Here is a 22,367-nt window from a genome sequence, read left to right on the forward strand (position 1 = left end):
TTTTATCAGCATAAATTAAACTCGAAAAGGCTAATCGCCTAAAAAACGTTTTATGGAAGGAGAAAGAAAACATGGCAAGAGAGTTCTCCTTAGAAAAGACTCGTAATATTGGTATTATGGCGCACATTGATGCGGGTAAAACTACTACTACTGAGCGTATTCTTTTCTATACAGGGCGTATTCACAAAATTGGTGAAACGCATGAAGGTGCCTCCCAAATGGACTGGATGGAGCAAGAGCAAGAACGTGGTATCACTATCACTTCTGCTGCGACAACAGCACAATGGAATGGTTACCGCGTAAATATCATCGATACACCGGGACACGTAGACTTCACAGTTGAAGTTGAACGTTCACTTCGTGTACTTGATGGCGCTGTTGCGGTTCTAGATGCACAATCTGGTGTAGAACCACAAACAGAAACTGTTTGGCGTCAAGCTACTACTTACGGGGTTCCTCGTGTAGTATTCGTCAACAAAATGGATAAAATTGGTGCAGATTTCTTATATTCTGTAGGCACTTTACATGATCGTCTTGATGCAAATGCACATCCAATTCAATTACCAATCGGTGCTGAAGATACTTTCACTGGTATCATTGATTTAATTGAAATGAATGCACTATTTTATGAAGACGATTTAGGTAACGATCCTCATATTAAAGAAATTCCTGAAGATATGAAAGATCTTGCTGAAGAATATCATGGTAAACTAATCGAGGCAGTTGCTGAACTTGATGAAGAACTTATGATGAAATATCTTGAAGGTGAAGAAATTACGAAAGATGAGCTTAAAGCAGCGATCCGTAAAGGAACACTTGCAGTTGAGTTTTATCCAGTAGTATGTGGTACAGCATTTAAAAACAAAGGTGTTCAACCAATGCTTGATGCTGTTATCGATTACCTTCCAGCACCAACTGACGTTCCTTCTATCAAAGGTGTTTTACCTGATGGTGAAGAATCTGAACGTCATGCAAGTGATGAGGAACCATTCTCTTCTCTAGCATTTAAAGTTATGACTGACCCTTATGTAGGTCGTTTAACTTTCTTCCGCGTTTACTCTGGTACTTTGAACTCTGGTTCTTACGTACAAAACTCAACTAAAGGTAAACGTGAACGTGTAGGTCGTATCCTACAAATGCACGCCAATCACCGTGAGGAAATCGATATCGTTTACTCTGGTGACATCGCTGCAGCTGTAGGTCTTAAAGATACTACAACTGGGGACACTCTATGTGATGAAAAGAACCAAATTATCTTAGAATCTATGGAATTCCCAGAACCAGTTATCTCGGTTGCGATTGAGCCTAAATCAAAAGCTGACCAAGATAAAATGGGTCAAGCTCTTGCTAAATTAGCAGAGGAAGATCCAACTTTCCGTACTGAAACAAATACGGAAACTGGACAAACTATCATCTCCGGTATGGGTGAGCTTCACTTAGATATCCTTGTTGACCGTATGAAACGTGAATTCAAGGTTGAGGCTAACGTAGGTGCGCCTCAAGTGTCTTACCGTGAAACATTCCGCACATCAGCACAAGTCGAAGGTAAATTCGTTCGTCAATCTGGTGGTCGTGGTCAATATGGTCACGTTTGGATTGAATTCGCTCCTAACGAAGAAGGTAAAGGTTTTGAATTTGAAAATGCAATTGTCGGTGGGGTTGTTCCACGTGAATACATTCCAGCTGTCCAAGCAGGTCTTGAAGGCGCACTAGATAATGGTGTACTTGCAGGCTATCCGTTAATTGATATCAAAGCAAAACTATATGATGGATCTTACCATGACGTTGACTCCAACGAAATGGCATTTAAAGTAGCTGCAAGCATGGCGCTTCGTAATGCTGCTAAAAAATGTGATCCAGTTATTTTAGAACCAATCATGTCTGTTGAAGTTGTTATCCCAGAAGAATATCTTGGTGATATCATGGGTAACATCACAAGCCGTCGTGGACGTGTAGATGGTATGGAAGCTCGCGGAAACGCTCAAGTTGTTCGTGCTTTCGTTCCACTTGCTGAAATGTTCGGTTATGCAACTGACTTACGTTCTGCAACTCAAGGTCGCGGTACTTACACAATGCAATTTGACCACTACGAAGAAGTTCCTAAATCTATTGCAGAAGACATTATCAAGAAAAACGGTGGAAATAAAGACGAAGATTAATCTCTTCTGATTTAACGCAATGAATTGCATTTTTGCTCGATTTCTTGTATAACATTAGTTAGAAGTATCTACTAAATGAATTTCATTTAGTGACTTAAATATCATTTTTTCAAACATTGAGGAGGATTTTATAAAATGGCAAAAGAAAAATTTGACCGCTCTAAACCCCATGTTAACGTTGGTACAATTGGACACGTCGATCATGGTAAAACTACTTTAACAGCAGCTATCACTACTGTTTTATCTAAAAAAGGTTTTGCACAAGCTTCTGCATATGACCAAATTGATGGTGCTCCAGAAGAACGCGAACGTGGAATCACAATCTCTACAGCACACGTAGAGTACGAAACTGAAAACCGTCACTATGCACACGTTGACTGCCCAGGACATGCTGACTATGTTAAAAACATGATCACTGGTGCTGCACAAATGGACGGTGGGATCTTAGTAGTATCTGCTGCTGATGGCCCAATGCCACAAACTCGTGAGCACATCTTACTTTCTCGTCAAGTAGGTGTTCCTTACATCGTTGTATTCTTAAACAAATGCGACATGGTTGATGATGAAGAATTATTAGAATTAGTTGAAATGGAAGTTCGTGATCTATTATCTGAATACGAATTCCCTGGTGACGATATTCCTGTAATTAAAGGTTCTGCTCTTAAAGCTCTTGAAGGTGACGCAGCTTGGGAAGAAAAAATCTACGAATTAATGGATGCAGTAGATTCTTATATCCCAACTCCAGAACGTGATAAAGCTAAACCATTCATGATGCCAGTTGAGGATGTATTCTCTATCACTGGTCGTGGTACAGTTGCAACTGGACGTGTTGAGCGTGGTGAAGTTCGTGTTGGTGATGAAATCGAAATCATCGGTATCGAAACTGAAACTTCCAAAACAACTGTTACAGGTGTAGAAATGTTCCGTAAGCTTCTTGATTATGCAGAAGCTGGCGATAACATTGGTGCGTTGCTTCGTGGTGTTGCGCGTGAAGATATCCAACGTGGTCAAGTATTAGCTAAACCAGGTTCGATTACTCCACACACAAACTTCAAAGCTGAAACTTATGTTTTATCTAAAGAAGAAGGTGGACGTCATACTCCATTCTTCAATAACTACCGTCCACAATTCTATTTCCGTACAACTGATGTAACTGGTATCGTTACTTTACCAGAAGGTACTGAAATGGTTATGCCTGGCGATAACGTAGAATTAACTGTTGAACTAATCGCGCCAATCGCGATTGAAGACGGTACTAAATTCTCTATCCGTGAAGGTGGACGTACTGTAGGCGCTGGCGTTGTTTCCAGCATTCAAAAATAATTAACAATAACTTAAAACCAGCGGGACAATAGTTCCGCTGGTTTTTTTACGTCTAAAATTGGTATACTTATAATGGATGCAAGATAAAGGAGTGTAGCGAATTGGCAAATGAATTAAGTTATGTAGATGAATTAACACAACTGCTTTCCGAAAACTATGAACGGATTCGGAAAAGTAAAGTAAACTTTGTAGATAAACGAATTCGTTTTTTAATCGCAAGACTTTTTACGGGGAAAAATGAGTTAGTCGATGCAGAACGATTTTTTGCCGCGGACCGCGCGATAAAATCTGAATTAGGCTTTTTTACCGCCCTGAATGGAAATGTTCGGGCGTCGCTAGCGGGGCTTTTAGTAGCCGATGGAACCGATGATAGGTCGGATGTGTTGCGCCTCATTCAGCATTACCGCGAACTGGTTGAGGTGAAATTTGGCAGGTCAGAGTTCACCTATTTTGCGGCATATTTACTTTTGAAACAGGAGAATGCGGATAGTGTAGCGACAGCAAAACGGGCGAAGGAAATTTATACATGCCTCAAAAAATTTCATCCTTTTTTAACCGGACCAGAAGATGCAACGGCAAGTGTGATGCTAGCATCGCTTGATACCTCGCTCTCGGCGCAAGAAATTGCTGACATTGTAGAGTTTTATTTCCAAGAGTTTGCGGACTTGGATTTCCATAAAAACAATGGCTTGCAGGCGCTTGCGGCAACAGCAGCCCTACTTTATGGTAAAAAGGATCGCATATTTGTGACGCGTGTCAGAACGCTTTTAAATGAGCTGGACAAAAAAGGGATTAAAGTGAAGGAACTATACTATAATACCATTGGAATTTTAGCGTATGTAAATGACGGGGCCAAACTGGATGCGCACTTTTTCGAACTCGTTTCAGAGCTTAGCCAAGTTTCGGGATTAAAGTTTTTCGGAAAAACATTTTATACGGCACTTGCGCTTAGTCTGTATACTGAAGAAGTGACTGGAAAAATGAACCAAGCGCAAATTGAAAATTTAATGGTCAGTGTGCACGTCTTAATTGCCATTGAGCAAGCAAGTGCAGCGGCCGCAGCCGCGGCGGCTAGCGCTGCAGCAGCAAATAGTTCGAGTAATTAAATTAAACCCGTTGTCATAAGTCTAGTATACGTTTTCTACAAACAAAACCTGTTCAATACTGAGCAGGTTTTGTTGTGTCCTACTTTGGGAACTAATAGGAGGTGGCGCAATCACTGAATAAAGGAGGACTTTAGATGAAAAAGCTTTTTTATGTTGCGATTCTTATTTTACTTATAGGAATTGTTCTACCATTTCGTGCGCAAGCGGCGGTAGATTATGGGTCGCAATTTTTTACAAATGTGAGCTTAGAAAATGTTTCAGGCAAAGAAAGCTCAGAATTCCGCAAAACGGATAAGGTGAAAGTGGTGTATGACTTTAAGGTGAACCAGCAAGTGCATACGGGGGATCAAATGACGATCGCGCTGCCGGAACAGCTGACTATGGTAAGTTATGCGCCGTTTCAATTGAAGGATTCAGAGGGGAATGTGGTTGCGCTAGCGGAGACGAACTCTACAACGGGAATGATAACACTAACGTTTACTAATTTTGTTGAAACGCATCAAAATATTCAAGGAAGTATGTTTTTTTGGGCGAAATTCAATGTTGAAAAAATCCAATTGGGTAGCGAGAATCAGCTGACCTTCCCAGTTCAAAACGAGGCTGTCGTGAAATCCGTTTTAGTCAAAGATACAACAAGTGGTGGCAGTAGTGAGGGGACTTCTGTCATTTACAAGCAAGGACGCATCGACACGAAGCAGCCGGACCGAATCAATTGGACGGTGACAGTTAATAATGCGCTGCTTGACATTGAGAACGGCTATGTAATCGATACGATTGGCCCGGGACATGAGCTAATCAACCCTGTACAAGTACGTTATCGCGATGAAAATAAAAAAGTAGTGGCAACATATACGCAGACAGTAAACGTGCAAAACCGAGCTTTCCGCATTGATGTCGGGTCGCTCAGCAAGCAATCGGTTGTCATCACGTATCAAACGAAGGTGAACGGCGGCCAGACAAGTTATAAAAACAATGCAACGTTATACGGCGATAACATTAAAATTTACTCCCGAAACTCAACCGTGAATGATTATAGTAACGGCGGGAAAGGCGGGGGCGAAGCAACACCGCCACCAACGTCTACCCCAGAACCAAAGCCAGAAGTAACACCAACACCTAACATGGAAGAAACTACAACCGAACCACCAACTACTACTGTGGAGAAAAACGGTGAAAAGATTTACTACTATGAAGTAAAAAAAGGCGACACGCTAAAAAGTATCGCAACTTCCTTTAAAACGACGCCAAAACAACTAATGATGTGGAACAATTTGCCGAGCGAAAACGTTTACGTTGGGCAAAAATTAATTGTGCGCATCGAAAACCAAACCACCATTTCGCTGCCACATACAGGAGATAGCGCAGGCCTTCTCATAAGCCTATCCGGATTATTAATGCTCGGAACTGGCGGGCTTCTGCTAAGACGGAAATAACCAATTGAATATAAGAAAATCGAGCAGAAATTGCCTTTTCTGCTCGATTTTTATTCATCTGATGAAGCTGTCACCATCTAAAATGGCCTGTGACGAAGAGGCGTAATGCTTAATCATTTCCCAGTCCACTCATCATTCGACCGTTTCGGCGCGCCACTTGTGCTGATAACGTACTTCTTCAGGAAACTATTTGGCGCGCTTTGCCATAGTTTTAACCCGTCCGATTTTGGCGGTGCAACACCAGCAAAATAAGAGAGATTGTTTAGCGCCATCGTATCGGCCATCGCCTCTTTTTCTTGCTCAGAATAGCTGTCAAAATCGTCGCTCGTTGCGAGGTCCTCCATCGCTTTTCCGTAACCATTTAAATAAAACTGATCATAATCTTTTTGGTTGAAAGAAAGGAATTTATCGCTCGTCAGATTATTTTGTTTGGCGTATTCCTCTAAATTAACTTTCCCCGTTTGATAATTAAAAAGAGCCTTTTCTCCCGAATAAGTGATTTTTCCGTACTTATGTGGGTAGACAGAAAGCGCGTTTGTTGTAATATCTGTGAGTTTGCCGTCTGTCGCGATGTTTTGGGTATGAATGTGCCCGCTTAGTGCAAATGTGAAATTCGCTTTCTTGAACGCATTCTGGACGTCCTCTGCATAATTAATCGTATAACCTTGTTGCAGAATTTCGCTATGATTCATTAAATTGTGGTGCATCACCGGAACGATTTTTACACTATTCGCCTTCGCTAAATCAGCACACTCTTTAATCCATTCAAGCGTCCCCGTCGTTAAGCCGCCATCAGTTTGCGGTGAGCCAAGCTGCATATTGCTCTTATAATGGTTCGTATCAAGCATAAGTAGCCAGACATCTTTTGAAGCAGGCGCCAAATAACTAAGAGAAAATTTATCCTTTAAAACCGCCTCTTTTAGGCCGAAATTCTCGTAAATTTTTGCGAATTCCTCGGGTGTGATGCTGTCCGTTTTGTACTGCTTATCCGCTTTGAAACTCCGTGCCCACGGATTATTAATGTCGTGATTGCCTGGAATGACGTAAACATCGGTACCAGATTTCTCAACTTTTTCAAGCTTCTTCGCCAAGTTCTCATGGCTTTTCCGTTCCCCGTTATTCGTTAAGTCGCCACTCAAAATCAAAATATCCGCCTGGTCTTTTGACACATCAGCCAAAAAGGCATCGGTCATTTCATCGCTCACTTGAAGCGCCTTGCCATCACCAGAAGCTACATACGTTTTGAAAGCCTCGCCAAAATCGGTTAATTCAGGCGCCAAATAATGAATGTCCGTTGCGACCCGAATGGAAATATCCGTCTTATCTTTCACCGGCTTAATCGTTTCTGTTGCTTCGCCAGATGAACATGCAGAAAGGTAGGCGCATGTAAAAAGTAAAATAAAAAGAAGACTGAAACGTTTCATGCTAATTCCTCCTTTGAAAAAAATTCACAAACACATGTGTGCAGAAAAAATTAAATTTTCCGCGTTAAAATCTCGCTCGTCAAACGCTCAAGCGTCGTTTTATAGGCCCCGTCTGGCAATTTCGAAATTTCTTTTTGCGCTTTTTTCGTGTATTTTTGCGCTAAATCAAACGCTTTTTCAACACCCTCATGTTTTTCGATTAATTCGAGAAGCGCCTTCAAATCGTCATCAGTCATCGCTTCTTTTTTAGAGAGCAAAGGTTCAAACTCATTTTTTTGTCCGCGCATCGCATAAATAAGCGGGAGCGAATAAACACCTTGCAAAACATCGTTTAAAACCGGTTTCCCAAGCCCCGAGTCAGTACTCGTATAATCCAGAACATCATCAATAATTTGGAAAGCCATCCCCAAATAGTGCCCAATATTCCAAGCTTTTATCGCCATTTTTCGTGGAGCCTTACTCGCTGTCGCACCAGAATAACAGCTAAGCGCAAAAAGTTGCGCCGTTTTCCCAGAAATCCGCGATAAATACTCCTTCACCGACACATCAAGATTATAGCGCATTCGCATTTGATCCAGCTCGCCCATCAAAATCTTCTCGATATTGCGACTGCTAAACTCAATGTTTTGCAATGAATCCGAATGCTTCGACAAAATTTTAAAGCAAACCGTAAATAAATAATCTCCTGTATAAACCGCGTAATGGTTCCCGTAGCGAGAATGAATCGTAGGCTCCCCGCGTCTAAGTGGTGACTCGTCTACCACGTCATCATGAATGAGCGTAGCCATATGCAAAACTTCAAGTGCTGCCGCAACCGAAACCGCCCGTTCGCGTTCGTAATCCGGCCCAATTTCTGCCATCAAAAGTGCATATGCCGGACGAAGCAACTTACCGCCCGCATGAATCAGTGATTTTACATTTTGGTTAACACGCTTGTCGCGAATTTGAATGTTTTTTTCAATTGTAGTTAATACATCTTTTAAATCAGTTTCTAAATCTGGGTACGAAGCCCACATGGAATGAAGTTGCATCATGAAACTCCTTTTTTATTTATTAAAGCGCGTTCTTGTTTAGCATCGAAAAACGTGCGCAATGTTTGCACATTCTGAAGTAAATAGTTTGCTGCAATCCCAATTGCAATCCCCGATAAAATCCCAATAAACGAAAGTACCGGCAAATAAAGCATAACATTCCACGATCCAGCAATCCAACTGGCCACAACAAGTTGACCAACATTATGCAAAATCCCGCCAGTCGTACTCACGCCAATGATGCTGACGCGCTTTGGACCAAGCTTTTGAACCGCCCACATGCCCACGAAACTAAGCAAAGCCCCCGCCGCACTATATAAAAACGTCGAAATTGTCCCGCCTAAAAGCGTCGAAAGCACAAGACGAATACAGACAATCATAAAAGCATCTTTCGTCGATAACGTATAAAGTGAAATACACGTTATAATATTCGATAACCCCAGTTTAGCGCCAGGCGCAAAAGCAAACGGAAAAGGAATCGCTCGTTCTAGCAAGCTAATGACAACCGCTTGAGCCGCCAAAAGCGCTATATAAACAAGGCGTTTATTTTTAGTCATCAAAATTCACAATCCTTTTTTATAAAAATTAAGAAGAAATAATCATGTCGTCATCATTTGATGTCCCGTCAGTCGCTTTAACCTCAATGACCAACTTATGCGGCAAACAAACAATCGTTTCGCCTAGTTTCCCAACCGCGCCTGTGCGGACACAAACTTGATCCCCACAATTCGCCTTGCTAATCCTGATTTTTTCATCTTTAACTTCAATAGTATTGTAGTCGCCATCTTCTTGTGTAACCGTAAAAGTATCCGTTCCAGAGTGCCCCGTCAAATCAACGCGCTTATATTCCTTCCCGTCAACCGTAATAACCGCTACAAGTTTTTTATCCGCCCCGTTATCCGGTGCATTTGCTTGCACATAAGAAAAAATAGCTAGAGGCAGAAAAGAGAGCAGACTAAGCGTAATAACGATAATAACATCAAAGCGACGAATCATTTTTAAATATGGTTTCACATCTTTGCCCCCTCTAAATATTTTTTCTAACCTTATTGTAAAGGATTTCGTATAAAAAATATACCTTAAATGAAAAGAAAAGATAAGCGAAAGGACGAGCCTTTCGCTTATCTCGAAATCGTATCGTTATTTGCCTGAATCGCGATAAATAGCACGAGGTTTACCATACCACCAGTGACCTAAGTGTTTTTGGAACCAAGGAACAACCCAGTAGTCTAAACCAAATGTGCGTCCAGCCCCGTTTAACATGGCGATAGAAGCAGGCAGCGCCCAGAATTTGTCCCAACCAAGCATAGCGCTTAATGTGAACATAGCTAGGAAACCGATACTTCCGATACTTGCTAACCAAGTAAATAGACCAACAACAAGTGCAAGACCAATAGCTAATTCCACGAAAGGAACTACTTTTTGCATAAATACCGCTACGTCTTGATTTGGCATGATAATTTTCATAATCCATTCAAACCAACCAGGCATGTGGCTGAAGATTGGAGTTGTAACGTTTTGCGCCGCTTCACCAGCTGCATCTCCAGCAGCTTGGCTCGCGCCTGATGTTGCTGCAGTTTGCAACCAAGAGAATGGCATTTTCGATGTTTCAGCAGTCAACCAAGAATCAGGACCTAAACCTTGGAATAATGGTTTTAAGTTTGTAAGGCTAACTTTGTCCCATGTGCTTTCACCATAAATTTTTGCAAGTGCTTCATCAACCCAGAACCAACCAAGATAAATACGTAGTGGTAAGCTCCAAAGTACGTTTCCGTAACGTGAAGTCCAGCCACGGAAAATGTTACGATGATCGCGAATGTGGAAGAACTCATGGACGATATACTGCCACATATAGTAACCGCTGCGAATCCCGAAGAAGTAGTACAAGTTTACCATGTGTTTCATAAAGATAGCGAACCAACCAGATAAATGCATGCTACCTAAGTGAGCAACGCCGTATTTGGCACCGATGGAAACCATAACACCGTGGTATTTACCGTGGAAAGCTTCTTTTTGTCCGCCGCTGATTTCAGCAATAATGCTTTTCGCAGCAGTCATACCTGTTTGTTCGGCTGCTTCAACGATTTGAGGAGTTGGTTTTCCTTCTTCGTCTTCGAAGTAAGCAAGGTCACCGATAACATAAGTGTTTTCGAATTTTTCAGCTTCCATGTATTGGTTAACTTTAAGTCGTCCAGCACGAGCTGTTTCCATACCGTAATCCTTCGTATCGGAGTTAGCACGAACACCCGCTGTCCAAATTAAAGTATGTGTCGGAAGTTCTTCGCCTGATTTTAAAACGATGCTCTCAGGTTTAACTTCAACAATTGCAGCTTCTTTAAGAATTTTAATGCCTTTTTTCACCATGTATTTTTCAGCTTTATCAGCATCACGGCGTTCAAGCATATTCAAAATTGTTGGAGCAGCTTCGACAACCATCAATTCAATTTCGTCTTTATCGATTTTGTTATCTTTTGCAAGACGGTCTTTCCATTCAAGTAATTCGCCGACCATTTCGATGCCGGTGAAACCAGAACCACAAACAACAAAACGAAGCATAGCTTTACGTTTTTCAACGTCTTGTTCGCGACTCGCTTTTGTTACAGTTTCTTCAATATGAGTGCGCAAGCGAACGGAATTTTCCCAAGACCATAATGTGAAGCCGTTTTCAGCAACACCCGGAGTACCGAAGTCGTTTGGTTCGCCGCCCATACCTAACACTAGATAATCGAACGGATAGCTACCATGTTCTGTTACAACGACTTTTTTGTCATGGTCAACGTTTGTCACGTTATCAGTAACAAGATTTACTTTCGTGCGATTGAATAAACGACGCAAATCATACTGAATAGCAGTTGGCTCTACACGTCCACCTGCAACCTCATGTAATTCAGTCATCATCGTATGATACGAATGACGGTCGATAAGCGTGATTTTAACATCTTTATCCTTTTTGTACTTCTTCGCTAATTTCTTAGCTGCATGTACACCTGCATACCCTGCCCCTATTAGAACGATATTTTTTTCAGGCATATGCTTTCTCAACTCCTTGTTTATTTTTTCACAAAAATAGTATTAGTTCAATAACCAAAATATAGTAATAACCTAACATAGTGTAACAGAAAACAGGGGGGATTGTCTACACAATATATAGGAATAAGTGCATAAAAAATAAAAATAGTTCTTTCTTATAAAAAAGCCAATTTTTATGGTTAAAAACTCCTCGTTTTATGTAGGCGAAAGGTCTATTTTGTTTTTTATATACAATTAAATCTGCAAAGTTGGATCAAAACATAAGTCTAACGTCATTTTTTGAAAATTTATGGAATTAAGTAATTTTAAAAAATCTAGACAAACTAAGTGCTAGATGTTATTATTTGTATGTATCGTGATATCGCTTTCGCAGTGCATCTTATATTGCTCGTGATATCACAAACATTTTAATTAAACCAAAAGGTGGGAGCAAATTATGAAATTGAAAAAAGTGGCAATGGGCCTTACAGTAGTTGCAGCGTCCAGTATGTTATTAGTAGCTTGTGGGAACGATAACAGTTCCGACAAAAAATCTAGTGAGGAACCAAAACAGTCTGAAACGAAAAAAACTGAAGCTAAAACTGATGGTACAATGACTGATGGAACTTACAAACTAGAAGAAAAAAATTATGATGATAAAGGCTGGAAAGCTTTCGCATCAATCGAAGTTAAAGATGGTAAAATCACTAAAGCTAACTACGATTATAAAAACAAAGACGGCGAATTGAAATCTGAAGACGCTGACTATGAAAAAGCAATGAAAGACAAAGTGGGTACAGGCCCTCAAGAATACTTAAAACAATTAAGCGATTCATTAGTTAAATCGCAATCTGCATCTGGTGTAGACATTGTAACAGGAGCAACTCATTCTTCTGATACATTCATCAACTATGCTAACCAATTAATTCAAGCTGCACAACGCGCTGATACTACAACAATTTCTATCAACAACGGTGCTGAACTTCAAGATGGTAAATATAACCTTGAAGAACAAAACTATGCACACGGATACCGCGCTGTCTTCGCTATGGAAGTTAAAGATGGTAAAATCGTAACTTCTGATTACAACTATGTAAACGAAGATGGACAAAAGAAAACTGACGATGCTGACTATGAAAAGAATATGAAAGCGAAATCTGGTACTGGTCCACAAGAATACATTCCAGCATTAAACAAATCTTTAGTTGACAAACAAAGCCCAGCTGAAGTAGATACAGTTTCTGGTGCTACAAGTTCTTCTAACCAATTCAGAATTTACGCTGCACAACTTGAAAATGCCGCTCAAAATGGCGACACTGATACAATTAAAGTGTATAACAAAGTTGAAGAAGAATAAGATTTAGCAATTGACTTAAAACATAGTGACACCCTTAAAGTTTATGCGAACTTTAAGGGTGTTTTAATATAGCGTTTGAACGGATTTTACGCTATAGTGTAAGAAGCAATAGAAAGTTTGAAAGGTGTTCGCGCATGAAGAAAATCGTTTTTTTAACAGGACTTATTTTTATTTTATTACTAAGTGCATGCTCTGGGGAAAAAGAACAGGTCGAGCTGCTCGATCAGCCATATTCGAAAACGGAATTTTTAATGGGAACAGTCGTTACGTTGAAAGTCTATGATAAAGGCAAAGAAGAAGCGATTGACAAGAGCTTTGAACGCATTAAAAAGCTAGCCGCTGAAATTACGACGAGTGATGCAGGCAAATCTGAAATTGATAAAGTCAATCAAAATGCAGGGATAAAACCAGTTAAAGTGACATCAGATATGTTTTATCTTGTTGAAGAAGGTATTAAATACAGCAAAGCTTCTGACGGCGATTTTGATATTACGGTAGGACCATTAACGGATTTATGGCACATCGGTTTTTCAGATGCAAAAAAACCAACAGAAGCTGAAATTCAAGCTGTCTTGCCGCTAATTGACTATAAGAAAGTTGAAATGAACAAGGAAGAACAATCCATTTATTTGCCTGAAAAAGGCATGGCGCTTGATCTTGGTGGTATTGCGAAAGGCTATATTGCTGATGAGGTAAACAAGGTCATGAAAGGCGAGGGCGTAACATCTGCGATCATTGATTTAGGCGGCAATATTTTTGTGCGCGGCGACAATCCAAAAGGTGGAAACTGGACGATTGGTATTCAAAATCCGTTTGAAACTCGCGGACAAACAATTGGGAAGCTGCCTGGTTCGGATATTTCGGTCGTAACCTCCGGCATTTATGAGCGCTATTTGGAAGTTGACGGGGTGAAGTATCACCACATTTTAAGCCCGTTCACAGGTTACCCGTGCAACAATGAACTGGCAGGTGTTAGCATCGTTTCGAAAAAATCAATCGATGGTGATGGACTTTCCACCGCCGTCTTCATGAAAGGCGTCAAAGATGGTATGGCATATGTCGATTCATTTAAAGACGTGGAAGCGATTTTCGTAACGAAAGATAAGCAAGTGTATGTCACAGATGGCTTAAAAGATAAATTTGAACTTACTGATAAGGCGTTTAAAATGGCCGAGCTAGATGGAAAGGGGGAGAAATAATTGTCGTTTCGGACGTTTTTAGAACTGGTTGAAATCCGCACGAAAATTGCAAGCGTATATCCATTTATGCTTGGGACGTTATACGTGCTTTATGAGTATCAAGTGTTCAACTGGCAAAATACCATTATTTTCTTCCTCGCAATGCTGATTTTTGATTTAACAACAACGGCCATTAATAATTATATGGACTACCGCAAAGCAACAAATAATCACGACTATGATTTTCGCAAAACAAGTAATATAATTGGACAAAAGGAAATTCCGGAACTTACGGTCATCATTTTAATTTTTGCGATGTTTTTCATCGCAACAGGGCTAGGGATTTGGCTCGTTTTTAGAACCGACTTGCTCGTCCTCCTAATCGGTTTTGTATGTTTCTGCATCGGGATTTTGTACACGTTCGGTCCTGTGCCGCTATCGCGCATGCCACTTGGCGAAATTTTTTCCGGCGTGACGATGGGGTTCGGCATTTTTTTTCTCGCCATTTATGTAAACGCGTTTGACGCAGGAATTGCCAATCTCATCTGGCAAGGCGAGTGGATCAACATTCGCTTCAACCTGCTCGAAATTATTCAAATCGCCGTCGTTTCACTACCGTGCATTTTCACAATCGGAAACATCATGCTCGCGAATAACTTGTGCGATCTCGATGAAGACATTCGCAACCATCGCTATACACTTCCTTATTATATTGGAAGAAAAATGGGGGTTCTCTTGTTCAACGTGCTTTATTACGCGTCGTTTTTAGCCGTAGTAGTAGCCGTCCTGCTTGGATACCTGCACCCAGTCATGCTGCTTTCGCTTATCGTAATCCTACCAGTTTACAACAATTTGAAAAAATTCAATCAAGAGCAGGTGAAAGCGAAAACGTTTGTTATTGGCATTAAAAATTTTGTGATGATTAACGCATCGTTAACCGTCTTGATGGCGCTTAGTGTTGGCATCGTTTATTTCACGCACTAAAGGAGAGGGCGAAAATGATAGACAAACTTATATTTGGTCGTTTTGTTCCTGGTCAATCGCTTATCCACGCGTTAGATGCGCGAACGAAATTGCTAGCAGGTTTTTATTTCATCGGCATTCTATTTTTAGCGAATAACATCCAAACTTATGCGCTTATGATTTTATTTACGCTCATGGTCATTACGATGACGGGCATTAAAATCAAAGTTTTTATAAAAGGTGTCAAGCCGCTCATTTGGCTAATTCTGTTTACAGTCATGATGCAAATGCTGTTCACGAGTGGCGGTACGATTTATTTAGATTTCGGTCCATTCGTCATTTCTTCTTTTGGTATTATAAATGGTATTTATGTATTCATTCGTTTTACGCTCATCATTATTTTATCAACAGCGATTACACTCACGACAACGCCAATGGACTTAACCGACGCAATTGCGTATCTTTTACAACCTTTTAAATATGTTAAAATGCCAGTTCAAGATATCGCGCTCATGTTATCCGTTGCTCTGCGATTTATTCCAACTTTAATGGAAGAAACGGATAAAATTATGAAAGCTCAGCGCGCACGCGGAGTCGAATTTGGTGAAGGCAATTTGTTTGAGCAAATGAAAGTCGTCGTCCCCATCTTTATCCCATTATTTGTCAGCTCATTCAACCGGGCCGAAGAATTAGCAGACGCTATGGAAGTTCGCGGCTATCAAGGAGATAAAGGTAGGACGCGATTTAAAATTCTCCATTTCCATCTCAATGATTTAATCGCATTGTTTGTTCTTATTTTATTGACAGCCATGCTAATTGTATTGCGTACTTAAAATCTAAAAATCTTCACTTTTTGAAGATTTTTAGATTTTTTTTTGCGAAAATTGAGTTCAAATCCAAATACGATTGTGTTTTATAGCATGATTTTAAGTATACCTTATATGTAAAACAACTTTTTAGCTATAGCGCAAAACTCCAAAAACAACAGCTTTATGAACATTCTTTGTACAATTACATAAAAATCTGAAAAATAATCTGAAAAATAGGGTATATTTACACCTATATAGGTTTAAAGTATAATGTTTTGGCGGAGTAAGGAATATAAGAATGAGGAGTGTCAAATAAAAGATGGATAAGAAAAAATTAGCAAAGACGATAGTAACGCCATGCTTAATTGCGGGTATGATAGTGGCGGGTTCACCGGCTGGAACAGCCCTAGCTTCAGATAACGAGATGATTCAAGCTACAGGGATATCAGTTTATGAGCGTGGATCGCTAAAAATTAAAGGAACCGCAGCGAAATCAGGAATTAGCTACGATGCTAAAAATAATGCGACAGGAGTATTGTCCTTAAATTATTACGCACAGTATGGTTTTGGCGGGGGAGTTGCCGACCAAACCTACTATACGCTAAAATTACCGCAAGAATTTGAAGAAATCAGTAAAACGGATTCTTTCAAAAAAGCAGTAACGGCGAAATTCAGACAAAAAGCAACGGGAATCACAATGAAAAGTTACAAATATATGCAACAAGACTTTTCTATAGAAGATAATACTCTAATCTTTAAAAATCCGCGTTTCTCCTATATTGTAGAATCTCGTATCTTAGTAGATGTAGATATTGACCTTGGAAAAGTGATTAACGAAACGGGTATGCATATTCCAAAAGCAAATGAGACGACAAAATATCGCTTCATGGGACAAAATGTACAAAACGTAAATCTGATTAACTGGAATCTATTATTTGGTAGTGATAATGATGCCAAAACAACTTTTAACGTCATGGATTCTTTCGGTTTATAAAAAATAATTGCCCAAACTCCGCGAAAAGAGCCATATAGGCTCTTTTTTTAACTCCCTTCACCGTTTTGGCCGGCCTTAATTTGTGCGGAGCAAGCAATTACTTCGCGCCAATAGTTTATTAAAAAACAAGAAAGAAACGAACGCCTGTTTTTACAATGAAAAGAAAGTCAAACTTTTTTCAAAAAGCGGTTGATTACAAGCCTCAACACGTGTATAATAGATAAAGTGCAAATGAGTAGGCATCCGTCTGCCCTTTTGTATGAGCACCCCTAAGCTATTGGGGCGCAAGATGTGATGAAGTGGAAGGTTGCTGACACACCCGGCCGCTTTGCCATGGCGGGTACTCAGGTAATTTCCATGGAGAATGTCTATTTTAAAAGTAGGCGAGAAGGAGGGAAAATAATGGCAAAACAAAAAATTCGTATTCGTTTAAAAGCTTATGATCACCGTATCTTGGATCAATCAGCTGAAAAAATTGTGGAAACTGCGAAACGTTCTGGTGCTTCTGTATCTGGTCCGATTCCACTTCCAACAGAGAAATCTGTATACACAGTTTTACGTGCGGTTCACAAATACAAAGATTCGCGCGAACAATTCGAAATGCGTACGCATAAACGTTTAATCGACATCGTTAATCCAACACCACAAACTGTGGATAGCTTGATGCGTTTAGACTTGCCAAGCGGTGTAGATATCGAAATTAAACTCTAATAAACTCTTGGGCATGTTTTGTCCGAAAAAAATTAACTATTAACAGGAGGTGTGACTCATGACCAAAGGAATCTTAGGTAGAAAAGTAGGGATGACTCAAGTTTTCACTGAAAATGGAGAATTAATTCCAGTAACAGTAATTGAAGCGGCTAACAACGTAGTACTTCAAAAGAAAACTGTTGAAACTGACGGCTACGAAGCAGTACAAATCGGCTTCGAAGACAAACGTGAAGTTTTATCAAACAAACCCGAAAAAGGTCATGTAGCAAAAGCCAATACTACTCCTAAGCGCTTCATTCGCGAATTCCGCGATGTTAACTTAGACGAGTATGAGATTGGTTCTGAAGTAAAAGTAGACGTATTCGCAGAAGGTGACATCATCGACGCGACCGGCGTATCGAAAGGTAAAGGGTTCCAAGGTGTAATTAAACGCCACGGACAATCTCGCGGGCCTATGGCTCACGGTTCTCGTTACCACCGTCGCCCTGGTTCAATGGGTCCTGTAGCGCCTAACCGTGTTTTCAAAAATAAACTTCTTCCAGGTCGTATGGGTGGAGATCAAATCACTATCCAAAACTTGGAAATCGTTAAAGTAGACGTAGAAAAGAACTTACTTTTAGTTAAAGGTAACGTTCCTGGTGCGAAAAAATCATTAGTTCAAATTAAAACTGCTATTAAAGCAAAATAATTTATTTGGAAAGGAGGACTAACGAATGCCAAAACTAAGCTTACTTAAACAAGATGGTTCTAAAGCTGGCGAAATTACATTGAATGATGCTGTCTTCGGTATCGAACCGAATGAAAAAGTAGTTGTTGATGTGATTTTGAGCCAACGAGCTTCCTTACGTCAAGGAACTCATAAAGTAAAAAATCGTTCTGAAGTACGTGGTGGTGGACGTAAACCATGGCGTCAAAAAGGTACTGGTCGTGCTCGTCAAGGTTCGATTCGTTCCCCGCAATGGCGTGGAGGCGGTGTCGTATTCGGCCCAACACCTCGTTCATATGCATACAAATTACCAAAGAAAGTTCGCCGTTTAGCGATTAAATCAATCCTATCTTCTAAAGTGAAAGACGAAAACGTTCTTGTACTTGAAAACTTAGCGTTTGATGCGCCTAAAACAAAAGATTTTGCAGCTTTCCTTAAAAATATCTCTGTAGATTCTAAAGCTCTAATTGTAGTTGCTGGAGAAAGCGAAAACGTAGAATTATCTGCCCGCAATATCCAAGGCATTACAGTTATCCCAGCTGAAAGTATCTCAGTACTAGAAGTTGCTAGTCATGATAAATTAATCATTACTAAAGCAGCTGTCGAAAAAGTAGAGGAGGTGCTTGCGTAATGGATGCACGCGACATCATTAAGCGCCCAGTCGTAACGGAGGAATCTACAAGTATTCTTGATGACAAGAAATATACTTTTGAAGTAGACACTCGCGCGACAAAATCTCAAATTAAACATGCGATTGAAGAAATTTTTGAAGTTGACGTTGTAAAAGTAAACGTTATGAACTACAAAGGTAAAAAGAAACGCATGGGTCGTTACGTTGGCTACACAAACAAACGTCGTAAAGCGATTGTTACATTGAGTGCTGACAGTAAAGAAATTCAACTTTTTGAAGTTTAAAACGAACGTTTAGAATAAAAAAATCTAACGAGGAGGGAAAAAAATGGCGATTAAAAAGTACAAACCTACCACAAACGGCCGCCGTCATATGACAAGTTCTGATTTTGCTGAGATTACAACGAGTACTCCAGAAAAATCTTTACTACGTCCTATGAAAAAGAAGGCTGGTCGTAACAACCAAGGTAAGTTAACTGTTCGTCATCACGGTGGTGGACATAAACGTCAATACCGTGTGATCGATTTCAAACGTAATAAAGATGGCGTTCCAGGTCGTGTAGCAACAATCGAATACGATCCTAACCGCTCAGCAAATATTGCGTTAATCAACTACGCTGATGGAGAAAAACGCTACATCATCGCAGCAAAAGGTCTTGAAGTAGGCCAAACAATTTACTCTGGAGCAGAAGCAGACATTAAAGTCGGTAACGCTTTAGAACTTAAAGATATTCCAGTGGGTACAGTTATCCATAATATCGAATTAAAACCTGGTAAAGGTGGACAATTAGTTCGCTCTGCCGGCACAAGTGCACAAGTACTTGGTAAAGAAGGAAAATATGTTCTTATTCGCCTTAACTCTGGTGAAGTTCGCATGATTCTTGCTACTTGCCGTGCTACTATCGGTCAAGTTGGGAACGAACAACACGAACTTATCAACATCGGTAAGGCTGGACGTAGCCGCTGGTTAGGCAAACGCCCAACGGTTCGTGGTTCCGTTATGAACCCTAACGATCACCCACACGGTGGTGGTGAAGGTAAAGCGCCAATCGGACGTAAATCTCCAATGTCACCATGGGGTAAACCAACTCTTGGTTACAAAACACGTAAGAAAAACAATAACTCCGATAAATTTATCGTACGTCGTCGTAAAGGTAAATAATTTCTGGGTTAATATGATTAAATTAAAGTTAGCAGGACAGCACGGAGAAATGCTCCGAGCTGCCTGACTATACGAAGGGAGGTTCCGTCATGGGTCGTAGTTTGAAAAAAGGACCTTTTGTCGATGATCACTTGATGAAGAAAGTGGAAGCTGCTAATGAAAGCGACAAAAAACAAGTTATCAAAACTTGGTCTCGTCGTTCCACAATCTTCCCAGTATTTGTAGGTCAAACAATCGCTGTATATGATGGACGTAAACACGTTCCTGTTTATATCCAAGAAGATATGGTAGGACATAAATTAGGTGAATTTGCACCAACTCGTACTTACCGTGGCCACGCGGCAGACGATAAGAAAACTAGACGATAATTCGAGAGGAGGCTATCTAAATGGCAAATGAAGTTACAAGCGCAAAAGCCGTTGCCAAAACGGTACGTATTGCTCCTCGTAAAGCGAGAATCGTTATTGATTTAATCCGAGGTAAGCAAGTAGGCGAAGCAATCGCAATTTTGAAGTTTACTCCAAAAGCGGCTTCACCAATCATTGAAAAAGTATTAAAATCTGCTATGGCAAATGCTGAGCACAATTATGATTTAGACGTGAATAGTTTAGTTGTATCTGAAGCTTTCGTAGACGAAGGTCCAACTCTTAAACGTTTCCGTCCACGTGCACAAGGTCGTGCAAGTGCAATTAATAAACGTACTAGCCACATCACAGTTGTGGTATCTGAAGTGAAGGAGGGATAACGTTGGGTCAAAAAGTACATCCAATAGGTATGCGTATCGGTGTCATTCGTGACTGGGATTCTAAATGGTACGCTGAAAAAGAATATGCGGACTTCTTACATGAAGACTTACGCATTCGTGATTTTATCGCAAAACGTCTTGCTGATGCTTCTGTTTCACGTGTTGAAATCGAACGTGCAGCTAATCGTGTAAACATTACAATTCACACTGCAAAACCTGGTATGGTAATTGGTAAAGGTGGTTCTGAAGTTGAAGCACTTCGTAAATCACTTAACGAATTAACAGGCAAACGCGTACACATCAATATCGTTGAAATTAAACGTGCTGATTTAGACGCTAAACTTGTTGCAGAAAATATTGCTAGACAACTTGAAGGTCGTGTTTCCTTCCGTCGTGCACAAAAACAAGCAATTCAACGTACTATGCGCGCTGGTGCTAAAGGAATTAAGACTCAAGTATCTGGTCGTCTTGGCGGAGCTGATATCGCTCGTGCTGAACATTATAGCGAAGGAACAGTACCTCTTCATACATTGCGTGCAGACATTGACTACGCATGGGAAGAAGCTGACACAACTTACGGTAAACTAGGCGTTAAAGTTTGGATTTATCGCGGTGAAGTCCTTCCTACGAAGAAAAACAATGTGGAAGGAGGAAAATAATAATGTTAGTTCCAAAACGTGTTAAATATCGTCGTGAGTTTCGTGGTAACATGCGCGGACGTGCAAAAGGCGGAACTGAAGTAGCATTTGGTGAATACGGTCTTCAAGCGGTTGAAGCTTCTTGGATTACTAACCGTCAAATCGAAGCTGCTCGTATCGCTATGACTCGTTATATGAAACGTGGCGGTAAAGTTTGGATTAAAATTTTCCCTCATAAATCTTACACTTCTAAACCAATCGGGGTTCGGATGGGTAAAGGTAAAGGTGCTCCGGAAGGCTGGGTAAGCCCAGTTAAACGCGGCAAAATTATGTTCGAAATCGCAGGTGTACCTGAAGAAGTTGCGCGTGAAGCGTTACGTCTTGCGTCACACAAACTGCCGGTCAAAACTAAGATCGTAAAACGTGAAGAAATTGGTGGTGAAGCAAATGAAAGCTAATGATATCCGTGAACTATCCACTACCGAAATTAAAGATCAAGAAAAAGCGCTAAAAGAAGAGCTTTTCAACCTGCGCTTTCAATTAGCTACAGGACAATTGGAAAATACTGCACGTATTAGAGAAGTACGTAAATCTATCGCGCGCATGAAAACAATTGTTAAAGAAAGAGAACTTGCTTAAAAAGAAAATCGTAAGGAGGTTTTAATGCATGACTGACCGTAATCAACGTAAAATTTATACAGGTCGCGTAGTATCCGACAAAATGGATAAGACAATCACTGTAGTAGTTGAAACATACAAAAAGCATGGCTTGTATGGTAAACGCGTTAAGTATTCGAAAAAGTTCAAAGCGCATGATGAAAATAACACTGCTAAAGCTGGCGATATCGTTCGTATCATGGAAACTCGTCCTCTATCCGCAACTAAACGTTTCCGTTTAATTGATGTAGTAGAAGAAGCAGTAATTATCTAACGTTTATTATAAAAATAAGAAATTATTTCTTACCCGTTATTCTGGAAGGAGGGTGTCC

The 22,367-nt window shown here is 40.4% G+C and carries 25 protein-coding genes; 20 read left to right on the forward strand and 5 right to left on the reverse strand.

From position 1 onward, the window contains the following. Positions 1–71: 71 nt before the first annotated feature. The 4 genes from fusA to BN1609_RS10205 all read left to right on the forward strand — a co-directional run bounded on the left by fusA (position 72) and on the right by BN1609_RS10205 (position 6,021). Positions 72–2,159 carry an elongation factor G gene (gene fusA, locus BN1609_RS10190; protein ID WP_088810693.1) on the forward strand — a complete coding sequence of 696 codons (2,088 nt, stop codon included), beginning with the start codon at positions 72–74 and terminating at the stop codon, positions 2,157–2,159. Positions 2,160–2,294: 135 nt separating this feature from the next. After that, on the forward strand, positions 2,295–3,482 hold the full coding sequence (tuf, locus tag BN1609_RS10195) for an elongation factor Tu (RefSeq protein WP_088810694.1): 1,188 nt from the start codon (positions 2,295–2,297) through the stop codon (positions 3,480–3,482). A gap of 101 nt (positions 3,483–3,583) precedes the next feature. Further along, a complete protein-coding gene (locus tag BN1609_RS10200) occupies positions 3,584–4,588 on the forward strand; it encodes a DUF4003 family protein (RefSeq protein WP_088810695.1) in 1,005 nt (334 codons plus the stop codon). Between the two features lie 134 nt (positions 4,589–4,722). Beyond that, complete coding sequence (locus BN1609_RS10205) at positions 4,723–6,021, forward strand: LysM peptidoglycan-binding domain-containing protein (RefSeq protein WP_088840827.1); 1,299 nt, start codon at positions 4,723–4,725, stop codon at positions 6,019–6,021. A gap of 113 nt (positions 6,022–6,134) precedes the next feature. Here BN1609_RS10205 and BN1609_RS10210 read toward each other — a convergent pair whose 3' ends face one another. The 5 genes from BN1609_RS10210 to BN1609_RS10230 all read right to left on the reverse strand — a co-directional run bounded on the left by BN1609_RS10210 (position 6,135) and on the right by BN1609_RS10230 (position 11,506). Beyond that, a complete protein-coding gene (locus BN1609_RS10210; protein WP_088840828.1) occupies positions 6,135–7,445 on the reverse strand; it encodes a metallophosphoesterase in 1,311 nt (436 codons plus the stop codon). A 50-nt stretch (positions 7,446–7,495) separates the two neighbouring features. Continuing rightward, positions 7,496–8,476: a polyprenyl synthetase family protein gene (locus tag BN1609_RS10215; RefSeq protein WP_088810698.1), complete on the reverse strand. Its 981-nt coding sequence runs from the start codon at positions 8,474–8,476 to the stop codon at positions 7,496–7,498. Next, positions 8,476–9,033: a flavinylation system FAD exporter subunit EetB gene (gene eetB, locus BN1609_RS10220; protein WP_088810699.1), complete on the reverse strand. Its 558-nt coding sequence runs from the start codon at positions 9,031–9,033 to the stop codon at positions 8,476–8,478. The genes BN1609_RS10215 and eetB overlap by 1 nt, the downstream gene beginning before the upstream one ends. A 28-nt stretch (positions 9,034–9,061) precedes the next feature. Beyond that, positions 9,062–9,490 (reverse strand): NusG domain II-containing protein, encoded by a 429-nt coding sequence (locus tag BN1609_RS10225; RefSeq protein WP_088840829.1) that lies wholly within the window; start codon positions 9,488–9,490, stop codon positions 9,062–9,064. Positions 9,491–9,616: 126 nt separating this feature from the next. After that, a complete protein-coding gene (locus BN1609_RS10230; protein ID WP_088810701.1) occupies positions 9,617–11,506 on the reverse strand; it encodes an FAD-dependent oxidoreductase in 1,890 nt (629 codons plus the stop codon). A gap of 436 nt (positions 11,507–11,942) precedes the next feature. On the opposite strand from BN1609_RS10230, the gene pplA reads away from it, so the two are divergent. The 16 genes from pplA to rpsQ all read left to right on the forward strand — a co-directional run bounded on the left by pplA (position 11,943) and on the right by rpsQ (position 22,309). Then, positions 11,943–12,842, forward strand: coding sequence for an extracellular electron transfer flavoprotein PplA (gene pplA, locus BN1609_RS10235; RefSeq protein WP_088810702.1), 900 nt, complete (start codon positions 11,943–11,945; stop codon positions 12,840–12,842). Positions 12,843–12,976: 134 nt separating this feature from the next. Continuing rightward, the gene (locus BN1609_RS10240; RefSeq protein WP_088840830.1) at positions 12,977–14,041 is read left to right on the forward strand and encodes an FAD:protein FMN transferase; all 1,065 of its coding nucleotides are present in this window, start codon (positions 12,977–12,979) and stop codon (positions 14,039–14,041) included. Beyond that, positions 14,042–15,004: a 1,4-dihydroxy-2-naphthoate polyprenyltransferase gene (gene menA, locus BN1609_RS10245; RefSeq protein WP_088810704.1), complete on the forward strand. Its 963-nt coding sequence runs from the start codon at positions 14,042–14,044 to the stop codon at positions 15,002–15,004. It abuts the gene before it with no gap. 14 nt (positions 15,005–15,018) lie between these two features. After that, positions 15,019–15,816 (forward strand): FAD export ECF transporter transmembrane subunit FmnA, encoded by a 798-nt coding sequence (gene fmnA / locus BN1609_RS10250; protein ID WP_088816187.1) that lies wholly within the window; start codon positions 15,019–15,021, stop codon positions 15,814–15,816. A 295-nt stretch (positions 15,817–16,111) separates the two neighbouring features. Then, positions 16,112–16,786, forward strand: a complete 675-nt coding sequence (locus BN1609_RS10255) for a hypothetical protein (RefSeq protein ID WP_088810706.1) — start codon at positions 16,112–16,114, stop codon at positions 16,784–16,786. 402 nt (positions 16,787–17,188) lie between these two features. Further along, complete coding sequence (gene rpsJ, locus BN1609_RS10265; RefSeq protein ID WP_007474836.1) at positions 17,189–17,497, forward strand: 30S ribosomal protein S10; 309 nt, start codon at positions 17,189–17,191, stop codon at positions 17,495–17,497. Positions 17,498–17,555: 58 nt separating this feature from the next. After that, positions 17,556–18,185 (forward strand): 50S ribosomal protein L3, encoded by a 630-nt coding sequence (gene rplC, locus BN1609_RS10270; RefSeq protein ID WP_088810707.1) that lies wholly within the window; start codon positions 17,556–17,558, stop codon positions 18,183–18,185. A 25-nt stretch (positions 18,186–18,210) separates the two neighbouring features. Further along, the gene (rplD, locus tag BN1609_RS10275; protein WP_088810708.1) at positions 18,211–18,834 is read left to right on the forward strand and encodes a 50S ribosomal protein L4; all 624 of its coding nucleotides are present in this window, start codon (positions 18,211–18,213) and stop codon (positions 18,832–18,834) included. Then, positions 18,834–19,118 carry a 50S ribosomal protein L23 gene (gene rplW, locus BN1609_RS10280; RefSeq protein ID WP_007474831.1) on the forward strand — a complete coding sequence of 95 codons (285 nt, stop codon included), beginning with the start codon at positions 18,834–18,836 and terminating at the stop codon, positions 19,116–19,118. Before rplD ends, rplW begins: the two co-directional genes overlap by 1 nt. A gap of 43 nt (positions 19,119–19,161) precedes the next feature. Continuing rightward, complete coding sequence (gene rplB / locus BN1609_RS10285; RefSeq protein WP_007474829.1) at positions 19,162–19,995, forward strand: 50S ribosomal protein L2; 834 nt, start codon at positions 19,162–19,164, stop codon at positions 19,993–19,995. Positions 19,996–20,084: 89 nt separating this feature from the next. Further along, on the forward strand, positions 20,085–20,363 hold the full coding sequence (gene rpsS / locus BN1609_RS10290) for a 30S ribosomal protein S19 (RefSeq protein WP_007474827.1): 279 nt from the start codon (positions 20,085–20,087) through the stop codon (positions 20,361–20,363). 20 nt (positions 20,364–20,383) lie between these two features. Next, positions 20,384–20,740, forward strand: coding sequence for a 50S ribosomal protein L22 (gene rplV, locus BN1609_RS10295; protein WP_007474825.1), 357 nt, complete (start codon positions 20,384–20,386; stop codon positions 20,738–20,740). Positions 20,741–20,742: 2 nt separating this feature from the next. Then, positions 20,743–21,399, forward strand: a complete 657-nt coding sequence (gene rpsC, locus BN1609_RS10300) for a 30S ribosomal protein S3 (protein WP_007474823.1) — start codon at positions 20,743–20,745, stop codon at positions 21,397–21,399. A gap of 2 nt (positions 21,400–21,401) precedes the next feature. Beyond that, complete coding sequence (rplP, locus tag BN1609_RS10305; protein WP_007474821.1) at positions 21,402–21,836, forward strand: 50S ribosomal protein L16; 435 nt, start codon at positions 21,402–21,404, stop codon at positions 21,834–21,836. Beyond that, positions 21,826–22,017, forward strand: a complete 192-nt coding sequence (gene rpmC, locus BN1609_RS10310) for a 50S ribosomal protein L29 (RefSeq protein ID WP_007474820.1) — start codon at positions 21,826–21,828, stop codon at positions 22,015–22,017. Before rplP ends, rpmC begins: the two co-directional genes overlap by 11 nt. Positions 22,018–22,045: 28 nt before the next feature. Further along, positions 22,046–22,309 (forward strand): 30S ribosomal protein S17, encoded by a 264-nt coding sequence (gene rpsQ / locus BN1609_RS10315; RefSeq protein WP_088810709.1) that lies wholly within the window; start codon positions 22,046–22,048, stop codon positions 22,307–22,309. The last annotated feature ends 58 nt before the right edge of the window (positions 22,310–22,367 follow it).

Source organism: Listeria sp. ILCC797 (assembly GCF_900186185.1).
Classification (GTDB): domain Bacteria; phylum Bacillota; class Bacilli; order Lactobacillales; family Listeriaceae; genus Listeria; species Listeria goaensis.